Source organism: Flavobacterium soyae, from assembly GCF_021245985.1.
Classification (GTDB): Bacteria; Bacteroidota; Bacteroidia; order Flavobacteriales; family Flavobacteriaceae; genus Flavobacterium; species Flavobacterium soyae.
The window spans coordinates 121,075-147,467 of record NZ_JAJQXA010000003.1 but is presented as its reverse complement, the minus strand read 5'-3'; the positions used below and the strand labels follow the sequence as shown (position 1 = coordinate 147,467).

Sequence of the window (26,393 nt, the reverse complement as noted above, 5' to 3'; positions counted from 1 at the left end):
ATCTAAATGAAAAAATATTTTATAAAAACAGTACTTGCCAGCTTATCAATTTTAGCATTTGCAAGCTGTTCTTCAGATAAAGAAACAGAGGACGAAACTATAGTTATAGTAGATCCGCCAACACAAAGCGACCCGTTAACAACGCAAAATGCTGCCACTTATATGGTTGATGCAAATGCTACTAAAGAAACCGTGGCTTTATTTTATAACTTAAAAAGGCTGGCAAAAACAAAAGTGGCAATTGGTCAGCAGGATGCCTTTAACAGCTTTTATCAAGATGCCGGAGGAGATTCTGATATTAAAAAAAATACAGGTTACGATCCTGCCGTTTTAGGTTCAGATTTTATGTTTATTACCGATAAAAACAATAACAACCAGGCAGATAACTGGTTTTATCAGCAAGAAATAAAAATTACAAGCGATGTCAAAGCCGCTTACGCAAAAGGTATAATCAATACTTTCAGCTGGCATATAAGAGAACCTTTTAAAGACGAATCTTTTTATGCTGCTGATATGTCTGCTCAGGAAAAAGCTGCAGCATTTAAAAGCATTTTACCCGGCGGAACCAATCACGAATGGTACAAGAAAAAATTGGACAAAGTCGCCAGCGTTGTTTTAAACTTCAAAGGCTCGAATGGTGAATTAATCCCGATAATTTTCAGACCTTTTCATGAATTCGACGGAAGCTGGTTTTGGTGGGGCGCTAATTACTGCACTGCCGACGAATACAAACAAGCATATCAATTTACCGTTGATTATTTAAAAAACACAAAAGGCGTACACAACATTTTATACGCTTTTTCTCCAGACAATTCATATGCAACAGAAAGCAGTTATTTAAGCCGATATCCGGGTGATAAATATGTCGATATTCTGGGAATGGACAATTACGGAGATTTTGCTAATCAAGGTTCTACAGGTTCTGGCAAAGCCAATACAAAACTAAAAATGATCTCTGACATTGCTAAAACCAAAGTAAAAATTGCCGCTTTAACCGAAACAGGTTACAGAGTTACAAGTTCAATTCCGCCAGTTACAAACTGGTTTTCAACTTATTTATACGATGCTTTAACAGCAAACGATATTCAGGTAAGTTATGTAATGTTTTGGAACAACAACAGCGACGGGTATTATGTTCCAAATGGTTCTGTTTCGAATGCCGCAGATTTTAAAACTTTTGGTACCAAAACAAAATCGGCATTATTGAATTCCCTGCCAAAAATGTATGAAATGCCGAAATAGCATTTTTAACGGCACGCAGATTTAGCAGATTGTGCGACGCAGAAAAAAGAGCCAAAGGCTCGGCCAAATATTGCAGAGCTGGACTTCAGTCCAGTTTTACATTAAGTTCTAACAAAATATCATATGAAAAACAGATTTCTAAAACACCTCAGCTTTGCTTTAATTTTCTCCGTAATCGCTTGTCAGGCACAGGAAAGAATTACTGTAAGAGGAAATCAATTTTATAAAGGCAATAAACCATACGCTTACATTGGAACCAATTATTGGTACGGAAGTTTATTGGCATCCAAAAAAGCAGGCGACAGAAAAAGATTAATTAGAGAACTTGATTTATTGAAAAAAAACGGAATCGATAATCTGCGAATTTTAGTTGGCGGTGACGGTGGAAAATACGATTTTACTGTTCGTCCGGCACTGCAATATGAGCAGGGAAAATATGACGAAGATTTACTTGACGGACTTGATTTTTTAATCAACGAAATGAGCAAGCGTAAAATGTATGCCGTTTTGTATTTGACAAACAACTGGGAATGGTCTGGCGGAATGTCGCAATATTTAGAATGGAATGGAAAAGGCGCAATTCCGGTTCCGGCAATTCCACCCAATACGTGGCCTCAATTTATGTCATATACAGAACAATTTCACAGCTGCAAGCCTTGTATGAGCGGTTTAGAAAATCATGTAAAATTTATTATCGGGAGAACAAATTCCTATTCAAAAAAGAAATATACCGAAGACAATACCATTATGGCGTGGCAGGTTGGAAATGAACCCCGAACTTTTACGCCAGAGAACGAAGCAAAATTCACAGTTTGGCTAAATAACATTGTCAATTTAATTGACAGCCTAGACAAAAACCACTTAATTTCGACCGGTTCTGAAGGCAAAAACAGTTCAAATGACAGCATGGAAATTTTTGAACGCACACATCAGAATCCGAATATCGATTATTTGACGATGCATATTTGGCCAAAAAACTGGAATTGGTTTAAAGCAGATAATGCCGAAAAAACATTACCTGCTACCTTAGAAAATGCCGGAAAATATATTGACGATCACATAAAAGTGGCAAACAATTTAAAGCGCCCCATTATTATTGAAGAATTTGGTCTGCCAAGAGAAAACGAAAATTTAACTGCCGGATCTTCTGTTGCAAACCGGGATGTTTTCTATAATTATATTTTTGGCCGAGTTGCCGAAAGCGTTAAAAATAATGGTACGCTGCAAGCAGCCAATTTCTGGGGATTTGGCGGTGAAGGAAAAGCAATTAACAAAGACGGAAAATGGAATCCGGGTGATCCCTTAACAACAGATCCTCCGCAGGAACCACAGGGTTTGAATTCTGTTTTTTCTTCAGATAAATCGACTTTAGAGATTGTAAAAAAATACAATTTACAGTTGAAAAAATAATTTCTCAACCATATAAGTGATTTAAGTTTATAAAGTTAGTACGCCCCTTTTTTAAAAAACTTATATTATACTTATATGGTTTAAAAAATATCAGCATGAAAAATGTATTAGTTCTTTCTTGTTTTTTGTTACTTAATCTTTCTTTCTCACAAAAGAAACGAGATTTCATTTTAAATTCTCCCAATGGGAAAATCGATATCAGAATTGCTGTCAATGATAAAATTTCATGGACAATTTCGCATGAAAAAGATTTGATCCTTGCACCTTCTGATATGTCAATGACTTTAGACGAAAATATAGTTTTAGGAAAAAATTCAGTTGTTGTAAATTCGAAAAAAGAAAGTTCAGATTCTTCATTTGAAACTCCTTTGTATAAAAAGAAAACAGTCAAAAATAAATACAATCAGCTGACTATAAATTTCAGAAATGATTTTAGTATTGAATTCCGGGTTTTTGATGATGGCGCTGCATATCGTTTCATCACAAAAAAGAAAAAAGATATTACAGTAAAATCCGAGGAAGTTTCTTTAAATTTTGATCAGGATTACAATACTTTAATGCCTTACGTTCGAGATTTAAGAAATCCAAAAGATCAATATATTTCTTCGTTTGAATCGCATTATGAAAGCAAAAAAATAAGCGAATTTACAAAAGATACTCTTGCCTTTTTACCTTTCTTAATTGATTATAAAAATCATAAAAAAGCCGTTTTTCTGGAAGCCGGTCTGGAAGATTATCCAGGATTATTTGTAACGAATAATAAAAATAAAACAGGTTTTGAATCTCGTTTTTCTAAATATCCGCTTCAGGAAACCAACGGCGGATTTAATTACCTCAACAAATTAATTACCGAAAGAGCTGATTATTTGGTTAAAACCAAAGGAACACGAAGTTTTCCGTGGAGAGCAATCGTAATCTCTGAAAATGATTCGGCTTTAGCCAATAATGATATGGTTCAAAAATTATCTGAGCCTTCAAAAATTGCGGCTATTTCGTGGATAAAGCCCGGAAAAGTTGCCTGGGACTGGTGGAATGACTGGAATATTTACAATGTCGATTTCAAAGCCGGAATCAATACACAGACTTATAAGTATTACATTGATTTTGCTTCAAAAAACAAAGTTGAGTACGTAGTTTTAGATGAAGGCTGGAGTGTAGAAACCGACATTATGAAACACAGTCCGAATGTTGATTTAGAAGCTTTAATAGCTTATGCAAAAGAACGAAATGTTGGAATTATTTTGTGGGCTTCATGGATGGCTTTGCATGAAAATATTGATGGCGTTTTTGACAATTATGCAAAATTGGGTGTAAAAGGTTTTAAAGTCGATTTTATTGATCGTGACGATGCAAAAATGGTCAATTCGGTTTATGATATTGCGCAAAAAGCAGCAAATCATAAATTGATTATTGATTTTCACGGTATGTATAAACCAACCGGAATTCAGAGAACTTATCCAAATATTCTAAATTTTGAAGGTGTTAAAGGTTTAGAGAACAATAAATGGACACCAAATGATGATGTTCCTTTGTATGATTGTACAATCCCATTCATCAGAATGATGGCAGGTCCAATGGATTATACACCCGGAGCCATGCGAAACGCCGCAAAAAGCGAATTCAAGCCAAGTCATTCTAATCCGATGAGTCAGGGAACCAGATGCCATCAACTGGCACTATACATCATTTTTGAGGCGCCTTTGCAAATGATGGCCGACAGCCCGACTGCTTATATGAAAGAACAGGAAAGTACCAATTTTATTGCTAAAATCCCAACTACTTTTGATGAAACAGTTTCTTTAAATGGCGAAGTTGAAAAGTTTGTAACGATTGCCAGAAAAAAAGCAGACACTTGGTATTTAGGTTCTATTACAAATTGGGATTCCAGAGATATTACAATTGATTTTTCTTTCCTTGAAAAAGGCAAAAAATTCCAGGCCGAAATTTTCTCAGACGGTTTAAACGCTGACAAAGCCGCTACCGATTATAAAAAAGAAATCGTTACAATCGATTCATCAACTAAATTAACCTATCGATTAGCAAGCGGCGGTGGGCTGGCGATGATTATAAAATAAACATTCGTTTTCTATACGTTTCTAAACCCAACAGGTTTTAAAAAACTGTCGGGTTTAATACTAGAACATAAACTGAACGTAGACGCACTGCTGTGCGTCTCTACGATATACGTTTGTTGAATAAATGTGTTTACATTTCACAAAACACATCTCACACATATTACAAAAAATTTTACGCTAATATTTTCTCAATTACATTCAATTCATCTGCTGCAAATGCTGTATTTTGCAGACAGTCAATATTATTGCACAATTGTTTTACAGAACTTGCACCAATTAAAACGGAGGTAATTCGTTTGTCTTTTTGCAGCCAGGCCAATGCCATTTGAGCCAAAGACTGATTTCTATTCTGAGCAATTTCATTCAGCTTAATTAATTTCTGAATACGTTCTTCGGTAACTTCATTTTCTTTCAAATGCCCGTTTGGATTATGCGCTCTTGAATTCTCCGGAATTCCGTTTAAATATTTATCTGTTAAAAGTCCTTGTGCCAAAGGCGAAAACGCAATACATCCCACTCCTTTTTCCTCCAAAACATCTAACAAACCATTTTCGACCCAGCGTTCTAACATCGAATATTTTGCCTGATGAATTAAACACGGCGTTCCCAATTGTTTTAAAACATCAACCGCAACGCGGGTCTGCTCTGCCGAATAATTACTGATTCCAACATACAAAGCTTTTCCGCTTCTAACAGCGTGATCTAAAGCCATCATGGTTTCCTCAATCGGCGTTTCCGGATCAGGGCGGTGCGAATAAAAAATATCGACATAATCAACATTCATTCTTTTCAAACTCTGATCTAAACTTGACAATAAATATTTTCTGGAACCCCAGTCTCCATAAGGTCCATTCCACATGGTGTAGCCGGCTTTTGTAGAAATTACAATTTCATCACGCAGATTTCCCTGAAAATTATGCCATAATATTTTACCAAAATTTTCCTCGGCAGAACCCGGAACCGGTCCGTAATTATTCGCTAAATCAAAATGAGTAATGCCTTTATCAAAAGCTTCTACGGCAATACATTCAGCATTTTCAAAATTATCAACTGAACCGAAATTATGCCATAATCCTAAGGAAATCTCAGGCAGTAATAAACCGCTTTTTCCGCATCTGTTATATTTCATTGTTTTAGTTTAAAGGTTGAAGTTTTAAATAGAATTTAAAGGTAGAAAAATATCAAAAGCTATTAATTCAAAAGTTGTATTTTTTTAATCTAGCAAAGTCGCACAGCCGCAGAGTTTTTTTGAATAGCCCCTAGCTTTAGCTGGGGGAATAAGTTTGGAAGTTACAAAGGGCTTTAGCCAAACTTTGTAGGTTTGGCTAAAGCCCTTTTGATTGCGTTAATATTTTTCATCCAGCTAAAGCTGGACGCTATTAATCTTAAATTTAAAAAAAACTTTGCGGCTCTGCGACTCGCGAGATTAAAAAAACTTGCGCCTTAGCGTCTTTGCGGCAAAAACGTCTATTCCTTTATATCAAAACCATCTTGTAAACCTTTATCAGAACTTCCTCCAACCATAATTTTAAAAGTTCCAGGTTCTACTAAATAATTTCCTTCGTTATCATAAAAACCAAGTTCCTTATTAGTTAAAGTAAAAGTTACGGTTTTAGTTTCTCCTTTTTTCAGATTTACCAATTCAAAGCCTTTTAATTCCTTAATCGGACGGATGATACTTGCAAATTCATCATGAATATATAACTGAACTACTTCTTTTCCGTCATAATTTCCTGAGTTTGTTACTTCGACGCTTACTTGCACATTTTCTCCTTTTGCGAAAGAAGGTTTATTTAACTTCAGGTTTTTATAATCAAATTTGGTATAGCTTAATCCAAAACCAAACGGAAATTGAGGTGTTTTCTCTACATCCATATAATGCGACCAGAAAACATTTTTATCACTGTCTGTTGGTCTTCCTGTGCTGTATTTGTTGTAATAAATTGGCACCTGACCCACATTTCTTGGAAAGGACATTGGCAGTTTTCCACTCGGATTATAATCTCCATATAAAACCTGCGCAACCGCATTTCCTGTCTGAGTTCCTAAATGCCAGGCCTCAACAATTGCCGGAACATTTTCTGCAGCCCACGGAATACTCAACGGACGTCCATTATTTAAAACCAAAACCACATTTGGATTCACTTTGTAAATTTCTTCTAATAATTCTTGCTGCAATCCTGGCAGATTAAGATCCGTTCTACTTCTTCCTTCACCGCTCTGAAAACCATATTCTCCTAAAACCATTACGACAACATCGGCATTTTTTGCGGCTGTTTTTGCAGCTTCAAATCCGCTTTTGTCAGTGGTATTGAAAACCGTTTCGGTTAAGAAAGTTGCTTTTTGTTTCAATAAATCGGCTCCTTTTTCAAAAACCAATTGATTGTCTTTGTATTGCTGCATTCCTTCTAAAACCGAAACAGCCGTATTATCATCTGCAGCAATTCTCCAACTGCCAAGCGGGCTGTTTTTATCGTTTGCCAAAGCACCAATCAAAGCAATTTTTTGTCCTGATTTTTTTAGCGGAAGTAAATTTTTATCATTTTTCAATAAAACAATAGATTTCTTAGCCATATCTAAAACGCCTTCGTTGTTAGCTTTACTTCCAACAACTTCTTTTTCACGTTTTTCATCACAATATCTGTACGGATCATCAAACAAACCTAATTCAAATTTTACACGAAGAATTCTGCGAACGGCATCATCAATCAAAGATTCTTTTACTTTTCCCTGTTTAATCAAATCAACTAATTTCGCTACATACAAATACGATTCCATATCCATATCAGAGCCCGCAATTACGGCCTTAGCAGTTGCATCGGCTTCATCTTTTGCGTAACCGTGTGCAATCATTTCACGAATCGAAGCATAATCTGAAATTACAAATCCGTCAAACTTCCATTTTCCTTTTAAAATATCTCTTTGCAAAAACGCATTTCCGGTTGCCGGAACGCCGTTTAAAGTATTAAACGAATTCATAAACGTACGAACTCCGGCTTGAACAGTAGCTTCAAAAGGAGGTAAAACTGAATTATACAATTTAGAATTACTGATATCCACAATATTATATTCTAAACCTGCTTCAACATAACCGTAGGCCGCAAAGTGTTTTGCACAAGCCGCAATTGTATTTACTTTTTGAAGATCAGCAATCGTTTCACCTTGAAAACCTTTTACTCTCGCAATTGCAATTTTACTTCCCAAATACGGGTCTTCTCCCGCACCTTCCATCACACGTCCCCAGCGTGCATCATTCGCAACATCTACATTTGGACCAAATGTCCAGTTAATTCCAGATGCCGAAGCTTCATCTGCTGCAATGGCCGCCGATTTCTTAATCGCTTCTAAATCCCAGCTCGCTGCTTCTGCCAACGGAATTGGACTTAACGTTTTATAACCATGAATTACATCAAAACCAATAATAAGCGGAATTCCCAAACGTGTTTCTTCAACCGCAATTTTCTGTACAGCACGAACTTCTTTTACGCCGCGCACCGTAAGCATTGATCCAACTAATCCTTTTCTTAAATGTTCGTATTTTAATTCAGCCGTTCCGCCTTTTGGAGCCGGTCCCGTAACATCCCAAAAACCATTGTACTGGTTCATCTGCCCCACTTTCTCCTCCAAAGTCATCAAAGGCAAAAGCAAATCAATTCTTTGCTCAATAGTTTTATTTTTATCCAGATACGGCTTTTTTTGTGCATTCATATTTCCAACAGTAAACAGGGACAAAATCCCAATAATTATTATTTTTTTATTTTTCATATGTGGTTTAGTTAGTTTTTTAAGATTCTGAGGGATTAAGATGCTAAGGTTCTAAGTTTTTTCTAATCTTTGCGAGGCTTCGACTTCGCTCAGCCTGACAAAAGCAAACAAAAAATCAGTGTTAATCCCTTCAATCAGTAAAATCTGTGGGCAAAAAATCTAAAATCAAATCACTCTGTAGTAAAACAAGAAGCAGGTAAATTGGCTTTATTAAACAAATCTGACTGCATTGTATTTCCCCAGGCAAATCTCACTTTGGCTGGGTTTGGTATTTTTTTACTTGTCAAAACCACTTGATTATTTTTTATTGAAGCTTCGGCAGGAACAAAAACTCCGTCGGCTCCGGCGACTTCAAACTGATTTGATTTTTTATCTTTAAAATACAATCCGTCAGCATAATCAAAAGAAACTGTCACTTTGTTTTTATCGATTTTTATTTCTTTGAAAAACGGACCGTTTACCAAATTTGAATTGGTTTTATAAACTTCAGCCAAAGCCAAATTTGCCAAACGAATTCCAACTGATTTTTTATTTTTTGGATGAATATCAATCGTGTCTGAAATATCAGAAGTTAAAACCATTCCTGTTTTTGGAACTTCTTTCAGAATTTTTCTTTGAGAATTTCTAACCGTAACATTTGAGAAATTATTTGTTCCTGTTTTATAAGGCGCAATCTGAACGAAATAGAAAGGAAATTCGTCATTCCAGTTTTTTCGCCATGAAGTAATTAAAGCTGAAAGCGTTTTATCGTAAACCAGAGAACCAACATTTGATTCTCCCTGATACCAAATTGTTCCTGCAATTTTAAATCCAACAATTGGAGCAATCATAGCATTGTAAGCACGGCCGGGCTGGTGCGGGCCATATTCCTGCTCATTTAGTTTTTTAGCATTTTCCAGTAAAACCGGATCGTTTTGAACAGCTTCTTCCGGCATCCAGATTTCAGCCGGAGTTCCGCCCCAGTTAGATGAAATTAATCCAATGGGAACATTTTTTAAATCTTCGCGTAAGCGTTTAGCAAAAAAGTAACCAACGGCGCTGAAATACTTCATGGTTTCAGGAGTCGATTCAACCCAATTTCCCAATACATTATTCTGTAGACTTGCTGCTGTAGATTTAGAAACTGTAAAAAATCGAATATTAGGATTTGCGGCATTTTTTACTTCCTCATCGCCATTATCAATTCCCCAGCTTGCCGACATTTCCATGTTGGATTGCCCGGAACAAATCCAGACTTCGCCAATTAAAATATTTTTTAAAACAACTTCATTATACCCTTTTATAGAAATCGTATAAGGTCCGCCAGCTTCTGGAGTTTTAATTACAAGTTCCCATTTTGCCTGATTACTTGTTAGAACTTTATATTCCTGATTGTTCCAGCTCGAAATTAATTTTATTTCTTCTTTCGGATTTGCCCAGCCCCAGATTTTCACTTCAGAATTGCGCTGTAAAACCATATTATCTCCAAAAATATTCGGAAGCGTAACATTTGCTGTTATGATATTAGAAATCATAAAAAAGAAAACAAGCTTAAGTATATTATTTCTCATTTAACAGCTTTTTTAAAAATGGTCCATATTCATCTGCCAAAACTTTATGATCTGCAACATCTGGATGTCCTGTACATCCTTTAGGTGTCATTGGCTTAAATTTGAAAATCTGAATTGGTTTGTGCTGCTTATCTTCTGCAAAAGCTTTTTTTACTTTATTCAGACAATCTTCAAAAACAATGGCTCTTTCTCCACCTACCATCGGACTATTTGTAATCACAATCTGTACCTTCGGATTATGCTCATAAAGCATTTTTATAAAGCTGATATAATTCGAAACATATTTTTCCGGATTAAAAGGCAGACGTTCTTTTTTTCCGTCTCCGCCAGAAAAATCATTTGTTCCTAAAGCAATACTTATAATATCTGGCTGAAAAGCAAAATCATATTTTGGTTTTGATTGATCTTTGGTTAAATATAAATTTTGATAAATATCCGGCATTATGGCTTCGTCTTTGTTTTCGTCGTTCCAGTTTCTGTAAATTCCAATTCCTGAAACACAGCTCATTAAATAATCAACACCAATTGCTCTCGAAAGTCTAGGGCCGTAAGCATAATAACCGTTATGATGATCCATATATTCGCCTTTATCACACGGAATATCTGATGGATCACTCGCCGCACCACAAGTAATCGAATCGCCTATAAATTCAATTTTCTTTTTCTTTTTAGAGGAAATTGAAGTCAGTTTGGCTGTTGTTCCGGCAAACAAAATATTACCGCTTTGCGCTTCGGTATTTTTATAAATTTCTAAATGATGCTGTTTTTTGTTTGAACTCACTTTTATTGGAAATGATTGAACTGCTCCTTTTTCAATTTTAATTTTCCCAATATATTTTCCGTCTAAAACCAGTTGAACATAATTATGGTGTTCATACGAATCGACACTTTGAAGTGAAATTGAACATTCTTTTCCCGTAAAGTTAAATGAAACCGAAGAAGCAGTTCCGATTAAAATAACCTGACCGTTCTGAAGTTTGTCAACTCGTCCTGCATAAAGAAAAGTATTCTGATTTTGAGATGTCGAAATAATTGAAATCAGCAAAAACAGAATTAAAAGTGCATTTTTTTTTAGAAACATAATTTATTTGTTAAAATATAAATACGATTCACAAATATATTTGAAATACATTACACAGAAAGATACTAAAATATCAAAAAGCAATATAAAAATACCAAAAGAACGTTTGCAATTTGAAATTAAATTCTTACGAAGTATCTTTAGCAATTATTTTTTTGAGGTTTAGAAACTCAAAAGAAACAGAGGTTCAAAGTTTTTTTTCTTTGAATAAAATGGGTTATTAAAACAGTTTAGCTAAATATTAATTTTAAAATGAAGAATTACATTTCAATATTATTAATTTCGATTTTAGTTTCATCTTTCACTATAAAAAAGAAAGACAAAATTCAAATTCAAAAAGAACAATCAACAATTGATCGTGATTCTATAATCGTTTTTGCAAAAAAATATTTAGGAACTCCTTATTTATATGCAAGCAGTGATCCGCAAAAAGGGTTTGATTGTTCTGGCTTTGTAAGTTATGTTTTTAGTAATTTCGGTATGACACTTCCCAGAAGTTCGAGCAGTTATAAAAATCTGGGAACACCGCTAAAACCTGAAGATTTTAAAGTTGGTGATGTTTTGGTTTTTTACGGATATAAAGACAAAACGGTTATTGGACATCTCGGAATAATTTGCGAAGCCAATGGAATGCAGTCTAAGTTTATTCATGCATCATCTGGAAAAGCACAGCAGGTTACTATTACTGAACTCAATACAGAACATTATACGAAACGTTTTTATAAATGTATCGATGTAATTTCTAAATAAAAAAACTCCAAATACATTACATATTTGGAGCTTCCACTTTATAACTAACCTTTATTTTAAATAACCGTTCCTTTTAACGTAAGTATTTTTGGAGCAGTTTCAGCGCTTGTCGTTACAGTAACCGTTTTTGTAAAAGCACCTTTGTTTGCTGCGTTGTAAGTTGCTGTAACTTTTGCAGACTTACCAGGCAAAATTGGTTCTTTTGTATAGTCTGTAGCTGTACAGCCGCATGATCCCTGAACTTGTGTAATTACAACGGCCGTTTTTCCTGTGTTTTTAAATTCATAAACAATGACTTTTGGAGTTCCCTGCGGAATTTGTCCAACATCGATTGTTTCAGCTTTCCAAACAATTGTCGATTCAGCTGCAGTAACTTTTGTTTCAGAAACTAATGATTTTACCGGAGCAATTGCCGAAAATGACATTAGGCTTAAAGCCAAAACCAGCATAGAAATTTTAATGATTTTCATAGTTGAATATATTATATGGTTTATAGTTCAAATTTTATATTACAAAGGTAATTCAGACAAAAAAGAATCGCTGTTAACCGGTTTCAAATGTTTGTTAATGACTTGTTAATCGCTGTTTTTAACTATATTTTTGATTAATATTACACTCTCAAAAGTCTGTTTTCTTGAAAATTAATAAACTCAATAGTATTATAGTCCTGGGTTTGGTCGCCATTATCAGTATTTTGGTGGCGCAATTGCTTTGGACAAAAGAAGCTTTTACGATAGAGCAGAAAAAGCTGAGTCAAAAAGCCCATATTGCTCTTCTTGAAGTTGCTAAAAAACTGTATGAAGGAACCAGCCACGAACTGCCGGCACAAAGTCCTGTGCAGAAAATTTCAAATGATTATTATATCGTAAATGTTGATAATGAGTTTGAACCTGATATTTTAGAATTTTATCTAAAAACAGAATTCAAAAAAATGAATATTACGACGGATTTTGAATATGCGATGTACAATTGTCAGAGTGATGAGATGATTTACGGCGATTACATTTCTTTGTCGAAAAAAAAATCTGAATGCAAAAAGACCGTTTATTTCCCCAAGCATAAAAATCTAGTTTATTATTTTGCGGTTCGTTTTCCTAACGAAACGACTTATTTATTTAGTTCGATGCGCTTTTGGTTTGTGCTTTCGATTATGTTGATTTTGATTTTGTTGATTTATGTTTATTCGATTTTTACGCTTTTACAGCAAAAAAAATATTCTGAATTACAGCGTGATTTTATCAATAATATGACGCATGAATTTAAAACGCCTTTGTCATCCATTTTAATTGCTTCGAAATATTTAAGCGAACAAAATCCGATTAAAGACGATAAAAAACTCCATACTTATACGGAGATTATTATTAATCAAAGTAATAAACTGAATCATCATGTTGAGAAGATTTTAAATATTGCAAAATCAGATCATACACCTTTAGAATTAAAAAAAGAACCGGTTTTAATTGTTCCGATTATTGAAGAAGCGATTGAAAATATTCAGTTAAAATATCCCGAAACGGTTATTAAAATTGAAAGTCCTTCAAAAGAATATCTATTAGACACAGATGTTTTTCATTTTGCCAATCTGGTTTATAATCTTTTAGATAATGCAGTAAAATACTGCAATAAAAAGCCAGAAATTACGATTAGAATTATTGAAGAAAATTCAATTCTAAAATTAGAGTTTATAGATAACGGAATTGGTATTTCTACTAAAAAATTATCTTATATATTTGATAAATTTTACCGCATACAAAACGAAAAGAGTAATGAAGTGAATGGTTTTGGACTTGGTTTATATTATGTAAAAGAAATTTGTAATTTACAGAACTGGAAAATAAAAGCTGAAAATAATACTGAAAACGGGGTTACTATAACTTTGTCAATTCCTTATAAAAAATGAAAAATTTCAAGATACTTTATACCGAAGATGATGAAACGCTGGCGTTTTTGACCAAAGATAATCTGGAGCAGAATAATTATGAAGTGATTCATTGTACGAATGGAAAATCTGGTTTGGAAACTTTTAAAAATGAAGATTTTGACATTTGTATTTTTGATATTATGATGCCAAAAATGGATGGTTTTGAATTGGCTGAAGAAGTTAGAAAAATTGATACTGATGTTCCCATTATTTTTCTTTCGGCTAAAACTTTAAAAGAAGACCGTATAAAAGGGCTTCGCCTTGGTGCCGATGATTATTTGGTAAAGCCTTTCAGCATTGAAGAATTAATATTAAAAATTGAAGTTTTTCTGAAACGCTCCCAGAAAAACAATAAAGTCGAAAAATCGGTTTACGAAATTGGAAAATATCAATTTGACACTAAAAATTTCATTCTTTTTAACGATGAAGAAAAGGTCGGTCTTACACAGCGTGAAGCCGAATTGCTAAAATTGTTTCTTGACAATAAGAATTTAGTTTTAAAAAGAGAGCAGATTTTAACTGCACTCTGGGGAACTGATGATTATTTTATGGGAAGAAGTCTTGATGTTTTTATTTCGCGTCTGCGTAAAATTTTATCAAACGAAAAAGGTATTTCCATTGAAAACCTGCACGGAATTGGTTTTAGATTTTCTATAGCATAATTGTAACGTGTATTCTTGCAAATAATAACAATTCTGTTAAAAATAAAGAAAAATCTGTAAATAGATTTTGAAAAATCTTTGTATTTTTAAGTTCTAATTTTCCCAGATATGAAAATACATCATTTGCGAAATGCCACATTGGTAATTGAGACAGAAGAGCATGTTATTCTTGTCGATCCGATGTTAGGAAAAAGAAAAACGATCGCACCATTCACCATTTTTCGTTATAAACCCAAAAGAAACCCACTTGTGGCCCTGCCTAAAAACAGCAGGGAAATTTTGAGTAATGTCACGCATTGTTTAATTACGCATTTACACCCGGATCATATAGATAAAGCCGGGGAAGTATTTTTGAGACGAAAAAGCGTTCCTGTAATCTGCAGCGTAAAAGATGAAAAAGTTTTGCAGCAAAGAGGACTTAATATTGTACAGACTTTAAATTATTGGGAACCTCAGCCTTTTTTAGGTGGAAAAATCATTGGAATTCCCGCTCTTCATGGTTACGGATTTATTGCCAGATTAATGGGAAATGTAATGGGTTTTTACATCGAACTTCCAAACGAAAAATCAATTTATATAAGTTCTGATACTATTTTTACAGATGATGTTCAAAAAGCATTAATTGAACTTAAACCAGATATTGCAACAGTTGCCTGCGGAACTGCCAGATTAGATATTGGACAGCCTTTGTTAATGCGAATCAATGATATTTTGAAGTTTACCACTCTTGCACCCGGAAAAGTTTTTGCCAATCATCTTGAAGCTTTAAATCACTGCCCAACAACTCGCGAAGAATTAAGAAAAGCACTGACTGAAAATAATCTTTTGTCTAAAGTTGCTATCCCAAGTGACGGAACTAGTGTAGATTATTAAGTTACAAAACTAATAATCCGAATTCGCGTAAAGTATTAATTGGTTTTGAATACCAAAATAATTCAAAATCTTCTAATGAAGTTTCGAAATCATTTTTAACTTCCTGAAATGTATAATTTTTAGTATTCAAAATTGATATTTTGCCCAGAATCTCAATCAACCACTCACCTTCTTCTTTACTAGTTTGAATAGTAAAACTTTCTTTTTTATCATGAAAAGTCAGAGACATCATTTCCCAGCTTCTGCCTTTTTTTGATTTTGTGAAGATTTCTGCCGAAGGTTTTCCACCAAGCCAGACTACTTTTGCATTTGGTTTTGTATTGAAATCGTTTTGTTCTTCGAGTGCATTAAAAATAAAATCAGGATGAATTTTTGTTTTCGGAATCTTGAAATCAAACCAATCTTGCAGTTCGTAATCAAAACAAATTCCATGCATGAAATTGAAAAGTGATTTTTTTAATCCGAAGCTGAATTTATCGTGATTGATTCCTGTTGAATCTGTATATTCAATATCGTTATTGGCAAAAGTTCCAATTAATTCTGTTTTTTTAGTTACGCCAAATTGCTCTGGATATAATCCAACCGGACTATGAGCCGTCAATGCAAACTGATGCCAAAATCCTGATTGCAAAACTCCGGCTTCAAACAACTGACGAACCATTTCAAGACTGTCAATCGTTTCCTGAATAGTTTGCGTAGGATATCCGTACATTAAATACGCGTGGACCATTATTCCTGCCTCGGTAAAATTGCGGGTTACTTTTGCAACTTGTTCTACCGTTACACCTTTGTCAATTAATTTCAATAATCGATCCGAAGCAACTTCTAAACCTCCTGAAACTGCAATACAGCCGGAAGCTTTTAGCAATAAACATAAATCTTTAGAAAAGCTCTTTTCAAATCGAATGTTGGTCCACCAGGTTACAGCTAATTTTCGTTTTAAAATTTCGAGTGCCAAAGCACGCATTAAAGCAGGCGGTGCAGCTTCATCTACAAAATGAAAACCGTTTTGACCTGTTTGAAGAATCAATTCTTCCATTCGGTCGCAAAGTAAACTTGCTGCAACAGGTTCGTAAACTTTAATATAATCAAGAGAAATATCGCAGAAAGTGCATTTTCCCCAATAACAGCCGTGCGCCATTGTGAGTTTATTCCAGCGACCATCGCTCCACATTCTATGCATCGGATTTACAATTTCGATTACCGAAATGTATTTATCCAAAGGAAGATCTGAATAATCCGGTGTTCCTACGTAAGCTTGTTTGTAATCGTGTTTTAGGGAATTGTTTTTGTAGACAACTTCTCCATTTTCTAATAAAAAAGTTCTTTTATAATACTTCTCATCCCTCGACTCCGCTCGGGATGACATATTTTCAACAAGTTCTTCAATCGGAACTTCACCATCATCCAAAGTAATAAAATCAAAAAATTCAAAAACTCGTTTATCCGAAAGTGAACGTAATTCAGTATTTGGGAAACCGCCTCCCATTGAAATTTTAATTTCGGGATGATTTTGTTTCACCCATTGAGCAGATCGAAATGCGCTGTATAAATTTCCAGGAAAGGGAACAGAAATTAAAAATAATGTTGGTTTTACAGCTTCAATTTTTTCTTTTAAAATCGAAATTAAAATCGAATCGATATAAGTGGGTTCTTGCTGCAGTGCTTCGTACAATTCATCAAAAGAATTGGCGCTTCGCCCTAAACGTTCGGCATATCGGCTAAAGCCAAAATTTTCATCGATACATTCTACAATAAAATCCGAAATATCTTCGAGATATAAAGTTGCTAAATGTTTTGCTTTGTCCTGAGTTCCCATTGTTCCAAAGGCCCAATCGAGTTCTTCTAACTGCGCAAAACGAGAAGCTTCCGGCAAAAAATCTTCCTGACAAATCTGCAATGCCAATGTTGGATTTTTTCCCTGCAAAAACTGAATTACGGGATCGATCGTTTTGATATATTCATCCTGTAAAGCAAAAATTCTTTTGCAGTTGTCGGTTGTTGGTTGTTGGTTAATAGATTGGAATAAATTGATTAATCCTTTTTTTGAAAACAATTCTAAAATCACATCAATCCCCAAATCTGCCTGAACCGATTCAATATTTTTTGTGTTCAGAAAACCTTTTATATACGCAGTTGCTGGATACGGTGTATTCAGTTGGGTAAATGGCGGTGTAATTACAAAAAGTTTCGTTTTCAAAAGGATTTATTTTTATGCAAAAATACGGGATATTTAGAATTATTTGACAAAAGAAATTAATCCTAATTATTTTACTAACGTCATCAAATCTTTTAAGTTTTTATTATTGATATAAAACTTATAAAACATTTCTTTATTCATATTTACGGCATAGTTTTTTGGCTATATTTGCTCACCAAATTTCACTAAATGAAGCTTAGAATTTTACTCTTTTTTACTGTTTTTATCAAATGTTCTTGTGTCTTTGCGCAAGAAATTAATCCGAATTCGTCTAATAAATTTTTATTAGAAGATAGACATGGCCATTTAATTCAAAATTTAGAAGAACAAAAACAATTTTTGAAAATTAGGGAGGAAAGGATGAAAGCAGAAGTCCTGGATTTAAAAAAAGTAATTTTGAATTCAAAAGATGGAAATTTGACTTCAAAAACAGCAGCTACTCTTCAAGGAGTAGAAATGTGTACTAATGGAGGTTTTGAACAATATGAAACTATAAATGGCAACAGTTATCTTAAAAATTTTCTTTGCACAATAGGCGATCCTCCTGGTCCAACACAATGCCAATCGATTAGCAATACTGCCGATTCCTATATCAATCGCTATAATCCTAATAATATGGATATTATGGCAACTACTGTTTCTGCCAGTTTGGTTGATCCATATATGGGAGATATTAAAGCATTTGATCAATATGCTCTTAAAATTAATTATGAGAACTCTTCTACCTATGGTTCTATTGTTCAGGGCAAGAGGTTTAAAACAAATAATGAAAATTATCTAAAATTTAACTACAAAGCAGTAATACAAAGTGTATACGACAATAGTCATACGGATAATCAAGCTTTTGTAAAAGCTCGGATTTTGGATAAAAATAAGAAAGTTGTCAGTGAATTTTGTTTAGTAGGAGATGAAAAAAATTGCATTTTCAGCAAGGTTCCAAGTCAATATTCTGATTTCGTTACTTTATATACTACCAATTGGCAATCAGGAATATTGGATATTTCATCAATTCCAAATAATGAAGAATTTACCGTTGAATTTATGGCTTCAAGATGTGGATTGGGCGGGCATTTTGGATATATGTATGTTGATGATTTTTGTATCTTACATTCCGCAGAAAATTTGCAAGGTTCTATAGAACTTAATCCTTTAAATAAAGTTTGTCCAACTTTACCAATCTCAGTTTGTGGTAATTATACTATTCCTAATTCTGGAGGAATTTCTGCATCAGTAAAAAAAATCACTTTAAATGTTTACAATAGCAACAATGTGTCTATTTATAGTACATCAACTACTTCAAGCTTAGATACAACAAATAAAAAATTCTGTTTTACATTAAAAAACAGTGATTTTCCAAATATTACAAATGCTAATTATAATGTAGGCGTACAAATAGATTATAACATTTCTGGAACTTCATGCTCAGGAACCACATTTGATTCTGCTGCAGATCCTGACGCAAATCCTGGCTGGGATATTTCTTTTTTGAATTGCTCTTCAAGTTGTACTATTAATGTAACAACTGCCAAAATATCCCAATGTGATGCTAACCGTGACGGAACTGAAAATTTTAATTTATCTACATTAAACTCTTTAATTGTTCCTTCTACGACGGGTTTAAATTTTAGCTATTTCAAAAATTACAAAGAAGCAGAGTCCAACTTGAATGCTATCGCCAATTTTACAAGTTATCCAAGTTCAAGTGCTTCTATTTTTGTTAGAGTAAACAGAGATGCAGCTTGCTACAAAATAATTTCTGCCGATTTAGAGGTGAGAAACCCCACAGCAAATATTACAGGTATCCTAAATGTGTGTTCTGGAAGCACAGTATTAACTTCTTCTCCAGGATCTTCGTATTTATGGAGTACAGGAGGAACCACACAAAGTATTACGGTAACTTCCTTAGGAAATTATTCTGTTACTGTCACAGATTCTTTCGGATGCGCCAGCACTGCAAGTGTCACTATCGAACCAAGCCAAACTGCTGTCTCTCCTATTTTGCAGATTATGCAGCCTTCTTGTTTTTCTACCACAGGAACAATAAAAGTAACTTCGCCAGCATCTCAATATAGTTTTGATGATGGCGCTACTTGGCAGACAAGCAGCATAAAGAACAATTTATATCCTGGAACCTATTTAGTAAAAATAAAGACCGTAAATGGATGTACTTCCTATTCTCAAAGTGTAACTATTACAGCTGCTTCTACTTTGTATCCAAATTACAATTATACTAATCCTTTATTTTGCGGAGATACCGGCAGTATTACCATTATAACTCCAGCTGCATATTATAGCTTTGATGATGGTGTAACCTGGGTAACTAACCCTACTGCTAATAATCTTTTACCGGCAAATTATAAAATTCGTACCAAAGATTTACAAGGTTGTATTTCGTCGGCAAACAATGTACTTATTAGTAGTAATACGCTGGAAACTCCAACTTATACAATCGAATTACCCGCTTGTACTGTAAAAGGAAGTATTACGATCCATACTCTTTCAGATTTTTACACTTTTGATGGAGGAACTACATGGGTTACAAATAACAAAATGAGTAATTTAGATGCAGGAAGCTATTCTTTAGGAATCAAAAATGCTTTAGGCTGTACTTCCTACTATACTTACGCTTATTTAACTGATTTTACAAATTCATATCCTGAATATACAACTGAACAGCCTGTGTGTGGCACAGATGGCAGCATTACTATAACTACAGTTGCAGATTCTTATAGTTTTGATAATGGTGCAACTTGGACTACTAATAATGTTAAAACCCTTCCTTTTGGAAATTATCAAATAAAAATTAAAAACAGTGCTGGATGTATAAGTGGTACAAGTTATGTTTCTTTAAATCAACCTTACTTGAGTCAGCCAGTTATTAGCACGGAACAGCCAACTTGCGGTACAAATGGAAAAATCACTGTCAACTCACTATCTGATTTTTATAGTTTTGACAATGGTGTAACTTGGACAACTCTAAATTCTAAGTCATTACCTCCTGGTATTTATACCATACTTACAAAAAATAAGCTTGGCTGTACCTCTTATCCAAACTCTATTTATTTAAGTAATCCATATATAGACATACCTGATTATACTGTAGTTCAACCAACTTGTACATCCTCTGGCAGTATTACAATAAATACAACTGCTAGTTTCTATAGTTTTGATGGAGGCTATACTTGGGGGACTTCTCCTACTTTATCAAATCTTACTTCTTACGTATATTACAGCATTGCTGTAAAAAACAATTTAGGATGTGTTTCTAACTCTGTAAATGTTTTAATTAATAGCGCAAATCTTCCTGATCCGGACTATACAGTTACCTATCCAAGTTGCGGAAATATTGGAAATATTACATTCAACACTACTGCAGATTATTACAGTATTGATTATGGTACAACTTGGAATAAAAGTAATGTTTTTAATAATTTAGGTGAAGGATATTACAATTTAACGATAAAAAAAGGTAATTGTATATCCAAATACATTTCCATTTATATGGATTCTTTTAAGTTAGCACCGCCCAAAGCAACTATTGTTCAGCCAGGATGTGGAACAAAAGGCAGTATTACCATTACTACTACCGCAAGTTCTTATAGTATAGATGGAAATAATTGGGTAACAAATCCTGTTTTTTCGAATCTCGCTTCAGGATATTATTATCCAATGATTAAGAATGCTCAAGGTTGTGTCTCTAGCTACAACTCGGTATGGCTGGAAGATTTTTATCTCCCAGCTCCTACTTTTAAAGCAACACAACCTACTTGCGGGGTTGGAGGAAGTATAACCTTTACTTCAACTGAAGCACAATACAGTATCGATGGAGGCAGAACCTGGAGTACCAATCCTGTATTTACTAATCTAAGCCCAAACACTTATTATTTAGTAGTAAAAAATGCTTCTGGGTGCACATCTTCCTTTTACAGTACATACACTAACCTGCAAGAATATTATTTACCTAATCCCGATTTTACATTAATCCAGCCAACATGTGGTGTCAATGGAAGCATTACTATTGCAACTGTTGCAAGTTCTTACAGCTTTGACAATGGTAATACTTGGACAACTAACCCAGTTCTTTCAGGGCTTACTTCCGGTTATTACAGCATCATGATAAAAAACGCTGCCGGTTGTAAATCTTATGGTTTATCAATATTCATTACTCCTTACTATCTTCCTAATCCAAACATAAAAGTAGTACAGCCCAGCTGTGGAAATGGAGGAAGCATTACCGTTACAACTCCTGCGGACAGTTATAGTTTTGATGGCGGCAGCACTTGGACTGCAAATCCAATTTTATTAAATCCTGCAAGTTCATCTTATAACGTTCTTATCAAAAATGCTGCGGGTTGTATGTCAAATTCACAATATGTGTACATAAACACTTATTATCTACCTTCGCCAAATGTAAATGTTATTCAACCTACTTGTGGTACTCCAGCTGGAACTATAATAGTAAATTCTACTGCAGACCAATATAGTTTTGATGGAGGAATAACTTGGACTACAAATCCTGTAAAGAAAAATTTAGCTAGCGGCTCATACAATGTATTAATAAAAAACACTTTAGGCTGTACTTCTTCTGGTAGTTATGCCTATATATATACTCCTCCCGCAATTCCTGCCGCACCTACTGTTAAGATAGTTCAACCTTCTTCCTGTGGCGCCACTGATGGCAGCATCACCATAACAACATCAGCTATAAGTTATAGTTTCAATGATGGAAACAGCTGGACAACAAGCCCAACGAAAATAAATGTTGGGGCTGGTACCTATATTATTAAAATCAAAACAGATTCTTATAGCTGCGAATCATCAACAACTGTTGTCAATTTGAGCTCTGGTACTACAATTGCGGCTCCAAATTTTACTACTACTCAGCCAAGCTGCGGCTCATCAAAAGGTTCTATTACTATTACAACAAATGCAGCAACTTACAGCTATGACAATGGATTAACCTACGTTTTTTCTAATACAAAAACAGATCTTTCTCCAGGTACATATTTTATAAAAATTAAAAATTCAACAGGTTGTGTTTCAGATGCTGCTCCAGTCACGATATCGCCATTATCACCGCTTTCAGCTCCTGCTTTTACAGCAACTCAACCCACTTGCACCGATTTTACAGGATCAATTTCAATTAATACTGCTGCCGATTTTTATAGTTTTGATAACGGAATTACGTTTGGAACATCTAATACAAAATCTAATCTATCAGCAGGAACCTATAATTTAATGATTAAATATAATTCGGGTTGTATTTCTCTTGCTGTACCTGTCACTATACAAGCTGCACCTATAATTCCTGAAGCGCCACAAGTTGTAGTCACAGACCCAACTGGTTGTAATTCGTCTACAGGCAGCATTATGGTTTCTACAGTTGCGAATCTATATAGTTTTGATGATGGCATTACCTGGAATACCAATAATACAAGTAGTTTACCTCCTGGAAATTATTCTATCCGAATAAAATACACAAATGGCTGCGCATCTGCTGTATATAAAGCAATCATCAAAACAGCACCAAATGCTCCTTCAATTCCAACTTTAAATATTACGCAGCCTATTACTTGCAGTAATCCTTTTGGTTCAATTTTAATTACAAGTACAGCAGATCAATATAGTTTTGACAATGGCAAAAGTTATTCAGCCAATCCAAATTCAGGAAATTTACTAGCTGGAACCTATATGGTTCGCGTTAAAAATAGCAGTGGCTGCGAATCTGCTTCAATATCTGCAATCATTATTCCTCCAACAGATTATCCGAGCAATCCTATATTTACAACTATACAGCCCGATTGCAATAATCCTAAAGGCTCTATTACAATTACCAATGCTGCATCAGAATATAGTTTCGATGATGGTGTTAGCTGGACTACAGTTGCAACGAAATCAAATCTTGACCCTGCTACTTATTTTATTAAGGTAAAGAATAATAAAGGCTGTGTTTCAAATGCTTCCACAGTTACCATAACTCCTTTTACAAATTTTACCCAAAAGCCTACTATAACGAGCCCTCAAACTTTCTGTGTTCAGGTAAATGCAACTTTAAATGACATTCAAATTACCGGACAAAATATAAAATGGTATAGTAACCTAACAGCAGGAACACTTGTATCACCTACAACTGTAGCTCAGGATAAAGCAACATATTATGCTTCACAAACCATAAACGGATGTGAAAGTGAAAGAGTTCCGGTTACAATTAATATTCAGGTTACTTATCCTCCAACAGGAAATACAAATCAATCCTTTTGTTCAGCACAAAATGCAACAATTGCTGATATTCAAATTACAGGAACATCAATAAAATGGTATGATGCAGTGAGTAACGGAACTTTATTAGCAGAAAACACAAATCTTGTAAATGGTCAAACTTACTATGCTTCACAAACAGAAAATAATTGTGAAGGTCTAAGATTAGGAATAACAGTTTCGATTGTCAATACACCTTCTATTCCAACTGCAAACGGAAATCAATCTTTCTGTAAAAATGAAAATGCAAATTTAAGTAATATTCAAATTTCTGGGCAGAATATAAAATGGTACGACACCAATTTCTCGGCTGCAAATTTACCAATTACAACTTTATTGGAAGATAACAGGACATATTATGCTTCACAAACCATTGGATGTGAAGGCGACAGAATTCCGATTTTAGTTCGTATTTATGATACTCCTTTACCAACAGGAAGCAGTAATCAGCAATTTTGTATTGATGAAATTGCAACTATCGAAAATCTTGTGATTACTGGAACAAACATAAAATGGTACGATGCAGTTGTGGGTGGAAATATTTTAAATGGAACAGATTTATTACAAAGCAACACCTATTACGCATCGCAGACTTTAAATAACTGTGAAAGTCAAAGACTTGCTGTTAGTGTAAGAATTCAGGACACTCAAAATCCAATTGCTGATTCACCGCAGTTATTTTGTATTCAAAAAAATGCTTCTATTAGAGATATCGAAATCACCGGACAAAATATAAAATGGTACGAAAGCAGCTCTTCAAACATGACATTATCAGAATCTGCACCTCTTGAAAATGGAGTTATTTATTACGCTTCGCAAAGCATAAATAATTGCGAAAGTGACAGAATTCCAGTTTCCATAACTATTCTTGAGGCAACAATTGGCGATTGTATTAATTTTGTTGATGAGCTTCCATTTCCAAAGTTCTTTACACCAAATAATGACAACTTTAATGATCACTGGACAATTGATTCAGCTTATTTAGCTCCAAATACAGGAATTAGAATATTTGACCGTTACGGAAAATTAATAAAAGAATTAGCCTCAGGCGCTTCATGGGATGGAATGTATTTAGGGAATCAAGAACCCGCATCAGATTATTGGTTTACTGTTACAAGATTAAACGGAACAGAATTTAGGGGACATTTTAGTTTAAAAAGATAATTCAAATAAAAAAGGCGAAAGTTATATAAAACCTACGCCTTTTTTTATTTCAAGAAATTTAGAAATTCTATTATTTAAAATTTATGTTCCTCCTTGCTAATTACCAAAAATGAAACTAAAGAAATAAATGCTGCAATCGTTAAGTATAAACCAACATAACTTACATCATAAGTTTTGGCTAACCAAATAGCTATCATAGGCGCAAAAGCTGCACCCAGAATTCCTGCTAGATTAAACGTTAGTGATGCCCCCGAATAACGAACATTTGTTGGAAACAACTCAGACAAGAAAGTTCCCAAAGGACCATAAGTAAATCCCATTAAAGCCATTCCAATGCAGGCAAAAGCGGTAACTAAAGCAATATTTCCAGAACTTAAAAAATAAGAAAAGAAAAACCCGAAAACGGCAATAGCCGCAGTAGCTATAATAAGCATTTTACGACGGCCTATTTTATCTGCAACTACTGCTGAAACCGGAATAAAAATGGCAAAAAACAACACAGAAAACAACTGTATTAATAATCCGTCTCTTTTTACAATTCCTAAATCTGAAGTAGCCCAGCTTAATGTAAAAACAGTCATTAAGTAAAAAACTAAAAATGTTGTAATGGCTGCAAAGGTTCCAAAAATCAATTGATTTTTATACGATTTCACAAGTGTTAAAAAAGGAACTTTAACTTCTTCATGTTCTTTTTTAGAATTTTCGAAAGATGGAGTTTCAGTAATTTTTGTTCGAATATAAAACCCAACTACAACCAATAATGAACTGGCAATAAACGGAATTCTCCAGCCATAATCCATAAAATCTTCATTACTCATAGAATCGGTTAACAATAGAAAAGTCCCGCCAGAAAGCAGCAATCCTATTGGAGCTCCTAATTGCGGAAACATCCCGTACCAGGCACGTTTATGCGACGGTGCATTTTCTATAGCCAATAAAACCGCTCCTCCCCATTCTCCTCCTAAACCTACGCCCTGCCCAAAACGGCAAAGCATCAATAATAAGGGAGCTGCAACACCAATACTCGCATAACTTGGCAAAAATCCTATTGTAACGGTTGAAATACCCATTGTTAATAAAGCGGCAACCAATGTGAATTTACGCCCAATTTTATCCCCGTAATGTCCAAAAAAAGCAGAACCTAACGGGCGAGATAAAAAGGCGATTGAAAAAGTTGCTAAAGATTCCAGAGTAGCCATTGTCGAATCTGAACTCGGAAAAAATAATTGCGGAAAAACCAATACTGCAGCATTGGCATAAATATAAAAATCAAAAAATTCAATTGTGGTGCCAATAAGGCTTCCAAAAAGAACATGTTTTAATGAGTTCTTTTTTTTCGGGTTAGTTTCCATGTAAAATAGATATATCTTTTTTTGGTTACAAAAATATAGTTTCGTTATTAATATTACACATTTAAAACAATTAGTTTTAGAACTCTTCTT

Annotated in this window: 15 protein-coding genes; 8 read left to right on the top strand and 7 right to left on the bottom strand. The window is 34.3% G+C overall.

The window, feature by feature from the left end:
- Positions 1–6: 6 nt before the first annotated feature.
- From LUU93_RS05030 to LUU93_RS05020, 3 genes are all read left to right on the top strand, one after another.
- The gene (locus tag LUU93_RS05030) at positions 7–1,242 is read left to right on the top strand and encodes a glycoside hydrolase family 26 protein (RefSeq protein ID WP_232678949.1); all 1,236 of its coding nucleotides are present in this window, start codon (positions 7–9) and stop codon (positions 1,240–1,242) included.
- 123 nt (positions 1,243–1,365) lie between these two features.
- Complete coding sequence (locus tag LUU93_RS05025; RefSeq protein ID WP_232678947.1) at positions 1,366–2,652, top strand: glycoside hydrolase 5 family protein; 1,287 nt, start codon at positions 1,366–1,368, stop codon at positions 2,650–2,652.
- Between the two features lie 95 nt (positions 2,653–2,747).
- On the top strand, positions 2,748–4,727 hold the full coding sequence (locus LUU93_RS05020; RefSeq protein ID WP_232678944.1) for a retaining alpha-galactosidase: 1,980 nt from the start codon (positions 2,748–2,750) through the stop codon (positions 4,725–4,727).
- Between the two features lie 172 nt (positions 4,728–4,899).
- Here LUU93_RS05020 and mgrA read toward each other — a convergent pair whose 3' ends face one another.
- The 4 genes from mgrA to LUU93_RS05000 form a co-directional block, all read right to left on the bottom strand.
- Entirely contained in the window at positions 4,900–5,856 is a 957-nt protein-coding gene (gene mgrA, locus LUU93_RS05015) for an L-glyceraldehyde 3-phosphate reductase (RefSeq protein WP_232678942.1), read from the bottom strand.
- 338 nt (positions 5,857–6,194) lie between these two features.
- Entirely contained in the window at positions 6,195–8,492 is a 2,298-nt protein-coding gene (gene bglX, locus LUU93_RS05010) for a beta-glucosidase BglX (protein WP_232678940.1), read from the bottom strand.
- Between the two features lie 170 nt (positions 8,493–8,662).
- On the bottom strand, positions 8,663–10,042 hold the full coding sequence (locus tag LUU93_RS05005) for a sialate O-acetylesterase (RefSeq protein ID WP_232678938.1): 1,380 nt from the start codon (positions 10,040–10,042) through the stop codon (positions 8,663–8,665).
- Positions 10,032–11,123 carry an SGNH/GDSL hydrolase family protein gene (locus tag LUU93_RS05000; protein ID WP_232678935.1) on the bottom strand — a complete coding sequence of 364 codons (1,092 nt, stop codon included), beginning with the start codon at positions 11,121–11,123 and terminating at the stop codon, positions 10,032–10,034. Before LUU93_RS05000 ends, LUU93_RS05005 begins: the two co-directional genes overlap by 11 nt.
- A gap of 252 nt (positions 11,124–11,375) precedes the next feature.
- Between LUU93_RS05000 and LUU93_RS04995 the strand changes: the two genes are divergently transcribed.
- On the top strand, positions 11,376–11,873 hold the full coding sequence (locus LUU93_RS04995) for a C40 family peptidase (protein ID WP_232678933.1): 498 nt from the start codon (positions 11,376–11,378) through the stop codon (positions 11,871–11,873).
- A gap of 56 nt (positions 11,874–11,929) precedes the next feature.
- On the opposite strand, the gene LUU93_RS04990 is transcribed toward LUU93_RS04995, so the two are convergent.
- Positions 11,930–12,343 (bottom strand): DUF1573 domain-containing protein, encoded by a 414-nt coding sequence (locus LUU93_RS04990; RefSeq protein WP_232678932.1) that lies wholly within the window; start codon positions 12,341–12,343, stop codon positions 11,930–11,932.
- 164 nt (positions 12,344–12,507) lie between these two features.
- On the opposite strand from LUU93_RS04990, the gene LUU93_RS04985 reads away from it, so the two are divergent.
- From LUU93_RS04985 to LUU93_RS04975, 3 genes are all read left to right on the top strand, one after another.
- Entirely contained in the window at positions 12,508–13,773 is a 1,266-nt protein-coding gene (locus tag LUU93_RS04985; RefSeq protein WP_232678930.1) for a sensor histidine kinase, read from the top strand.
- Positions 13,770–14,456: a response regulator transcription factor gene (locus tag LUU93_RS04980; protein ID WP_232678928.1), complete on the top strand. Its 687-nt coding sequence runs from the start codon at positions 13,770–13,772 to the stop codon at positions 14,454–14,456. The genes LUU93_RS04985 and LUU93_RS04980 overlap by 4 nt, the downstream gene beginning before the upstream one ends.
- Positions 14,457–14,564: 108 nt before the next feature.
- Positions 14,565–15,329: an MBL fold metallo-hydrolase gene (locus LUU93_RS04975; protein ID WP_232678925.1), complete on the top strand. Its 765-nt coding sequence runs from the start codon at positions 14,565–14,567 to the stop codon at positions 15,327–15,329.
- A gap of 1 nt (position 15,330) precedes the next feature.
- On the opposite strand, the gene LUU93_RS04970 is transcribed toward LUU93_RS04975, so the two are convergent.
- Positions 15,331–17,529, bottom strand: coding sequence for a B12-binding domain-containing radical SAM protein (locus tag LUU93_RS04970; RefSeq protein ID WP_232678923.1), 2,199 nt, complete (start codon positions 17,527–17,529; stop codon positions 15,331–15,333).
- Between the two features lie 360 nt (positions 17,530–17,889).
- Between LUU93_RS04970 and LUU93_RS04965 the strand changes: the two genes are divergently transcribed.
- Positions 17,890–24,951 carry a T9SS type B sorting domain-containing protein gene (locus LUU93_RS04965; protein ID WP_232678921.1) on the top strand — a complete coding sequence of 2,354 codons (7,062 nt, stop codon included), beginning with the start codon at positions 17,890–17,892 and terminating at the stop codon, positions 24,949–24,951.
- A 74-nt stretch (positions 24,952–25,025) separates the two neighbouring features.
- Here LUU93_RS04965 and LUU93_RS04960 read toward each other — a convergent pair whose 3' ends face one another.
- Positions 25,026–26,303, bottom strand: coding sequence for an MFS transporter (locus LUU93_RS04960; RefSeq protein WP_232678919.1), 1,278 nt, complete (start codon positions 26,301–26,303; stop codon positions 25,026–25,028).
- Positions 26,304–26,393 lie beyond the last annotated feature (90 nt).

What these genes read in the sequence shown, in the direction of transcription:
- LUU93_RS05030 (WP_232678949.1), top strand. Translation starts at nt 7, where the DNA reads ATGAAAAAATATTTTATAAAAACAGTACTTGCCAGCTTATCAATTTTA.
- LUU93_RS05025 (WP_232678947.1), top strand. Translation starts at nt 1,366, where the DNA reads ATGAAAAACAGATTTCTAAAACACCTCAGCTTTGCTTTAATTTTCTCC.
- LUU93_RS05020 (WP_232678944.1), top strand. Translation starts at nt 2,748, where the DNA reads ATGAAAAATGTATTAGTTCTTTCTTGTTTTTTGTTACTTAATCTTTCT.
- mgrA (WP_232678942.1), bottom strand. Translation starts at nt 5,856, where the DNA reads ATGAAATATAACAGATGCGGAAAAAGCGGTTTATTACTGCCTGAGATT.
- bglX (WP_232678940.1), bottom strand. Translation starts at nt 8,492, where the DNA reads ATGAAAAATAAAAAAATAATAATTATTGGGATTTTGTCCCTGTTTACT.
- LUU93_RS05005 (WP_232678938.1), bottom strand. Translation starts at nt 10,042, where the DNA reads ATGAGAAATAATATACTTAAGCTTGTTTTCTTTTTTATGATTTCTAAT.
- LUU93_RS05000 (WP_232678935.1), bottom strand. Translation starts at nt 11,123, where the DNA reads ATGTTTCTAAAAAAAAATGCACTTTTAATTCTGTTTTTGCTGATTTCA.
- LUU93_RS04995 (WP_232678933.1), top strand. Translation starts at nt 11,376, where the DNA reads ATGAAGAATTACATTTCAATATTATTAATTTCGATTTTAGTTTCATCT.
- LUU93_RS04990 (WP_232678932.1), bottom strand. Translation starts at nt 12,343, where the DNA reads ATGAAAATCATTAAAATTTCTATGCTGGTTTTGGCTTTAAGCCTAATG.
- LUU93_RS04980 (WP_232678928.1), top strand. Translation starts at nt 13,770, where the DNA reads ATGAAAAATTTCAAGATACTTTATACCGAAGATGATGAAACGCTGGCG.
- LUU93_RS04975 (WP_232678925.1), top strand. Translation starts at nt 14,565, where the DNA reads ATGAAAATACATCATTTGCGAAATGCCACATTGGTAATTGAGACAGAA.
- LUU93_RS04965 (WP_232678921.1), top strand. Translation starts at nt 17,890, where the DNA reads ATGAAAGCAGAAGTCCTGGATTTAAAAAAAGTAATTTTGAATTCAAAA.
- LUU93_RS04960 (WP_232678919.1), bottom strand. Translation starts at nt 26,303, where the DNA reads ATGGAAACTAACCCGAAAAAAAAGAACTCATTAAAACATGTTCTTTTT.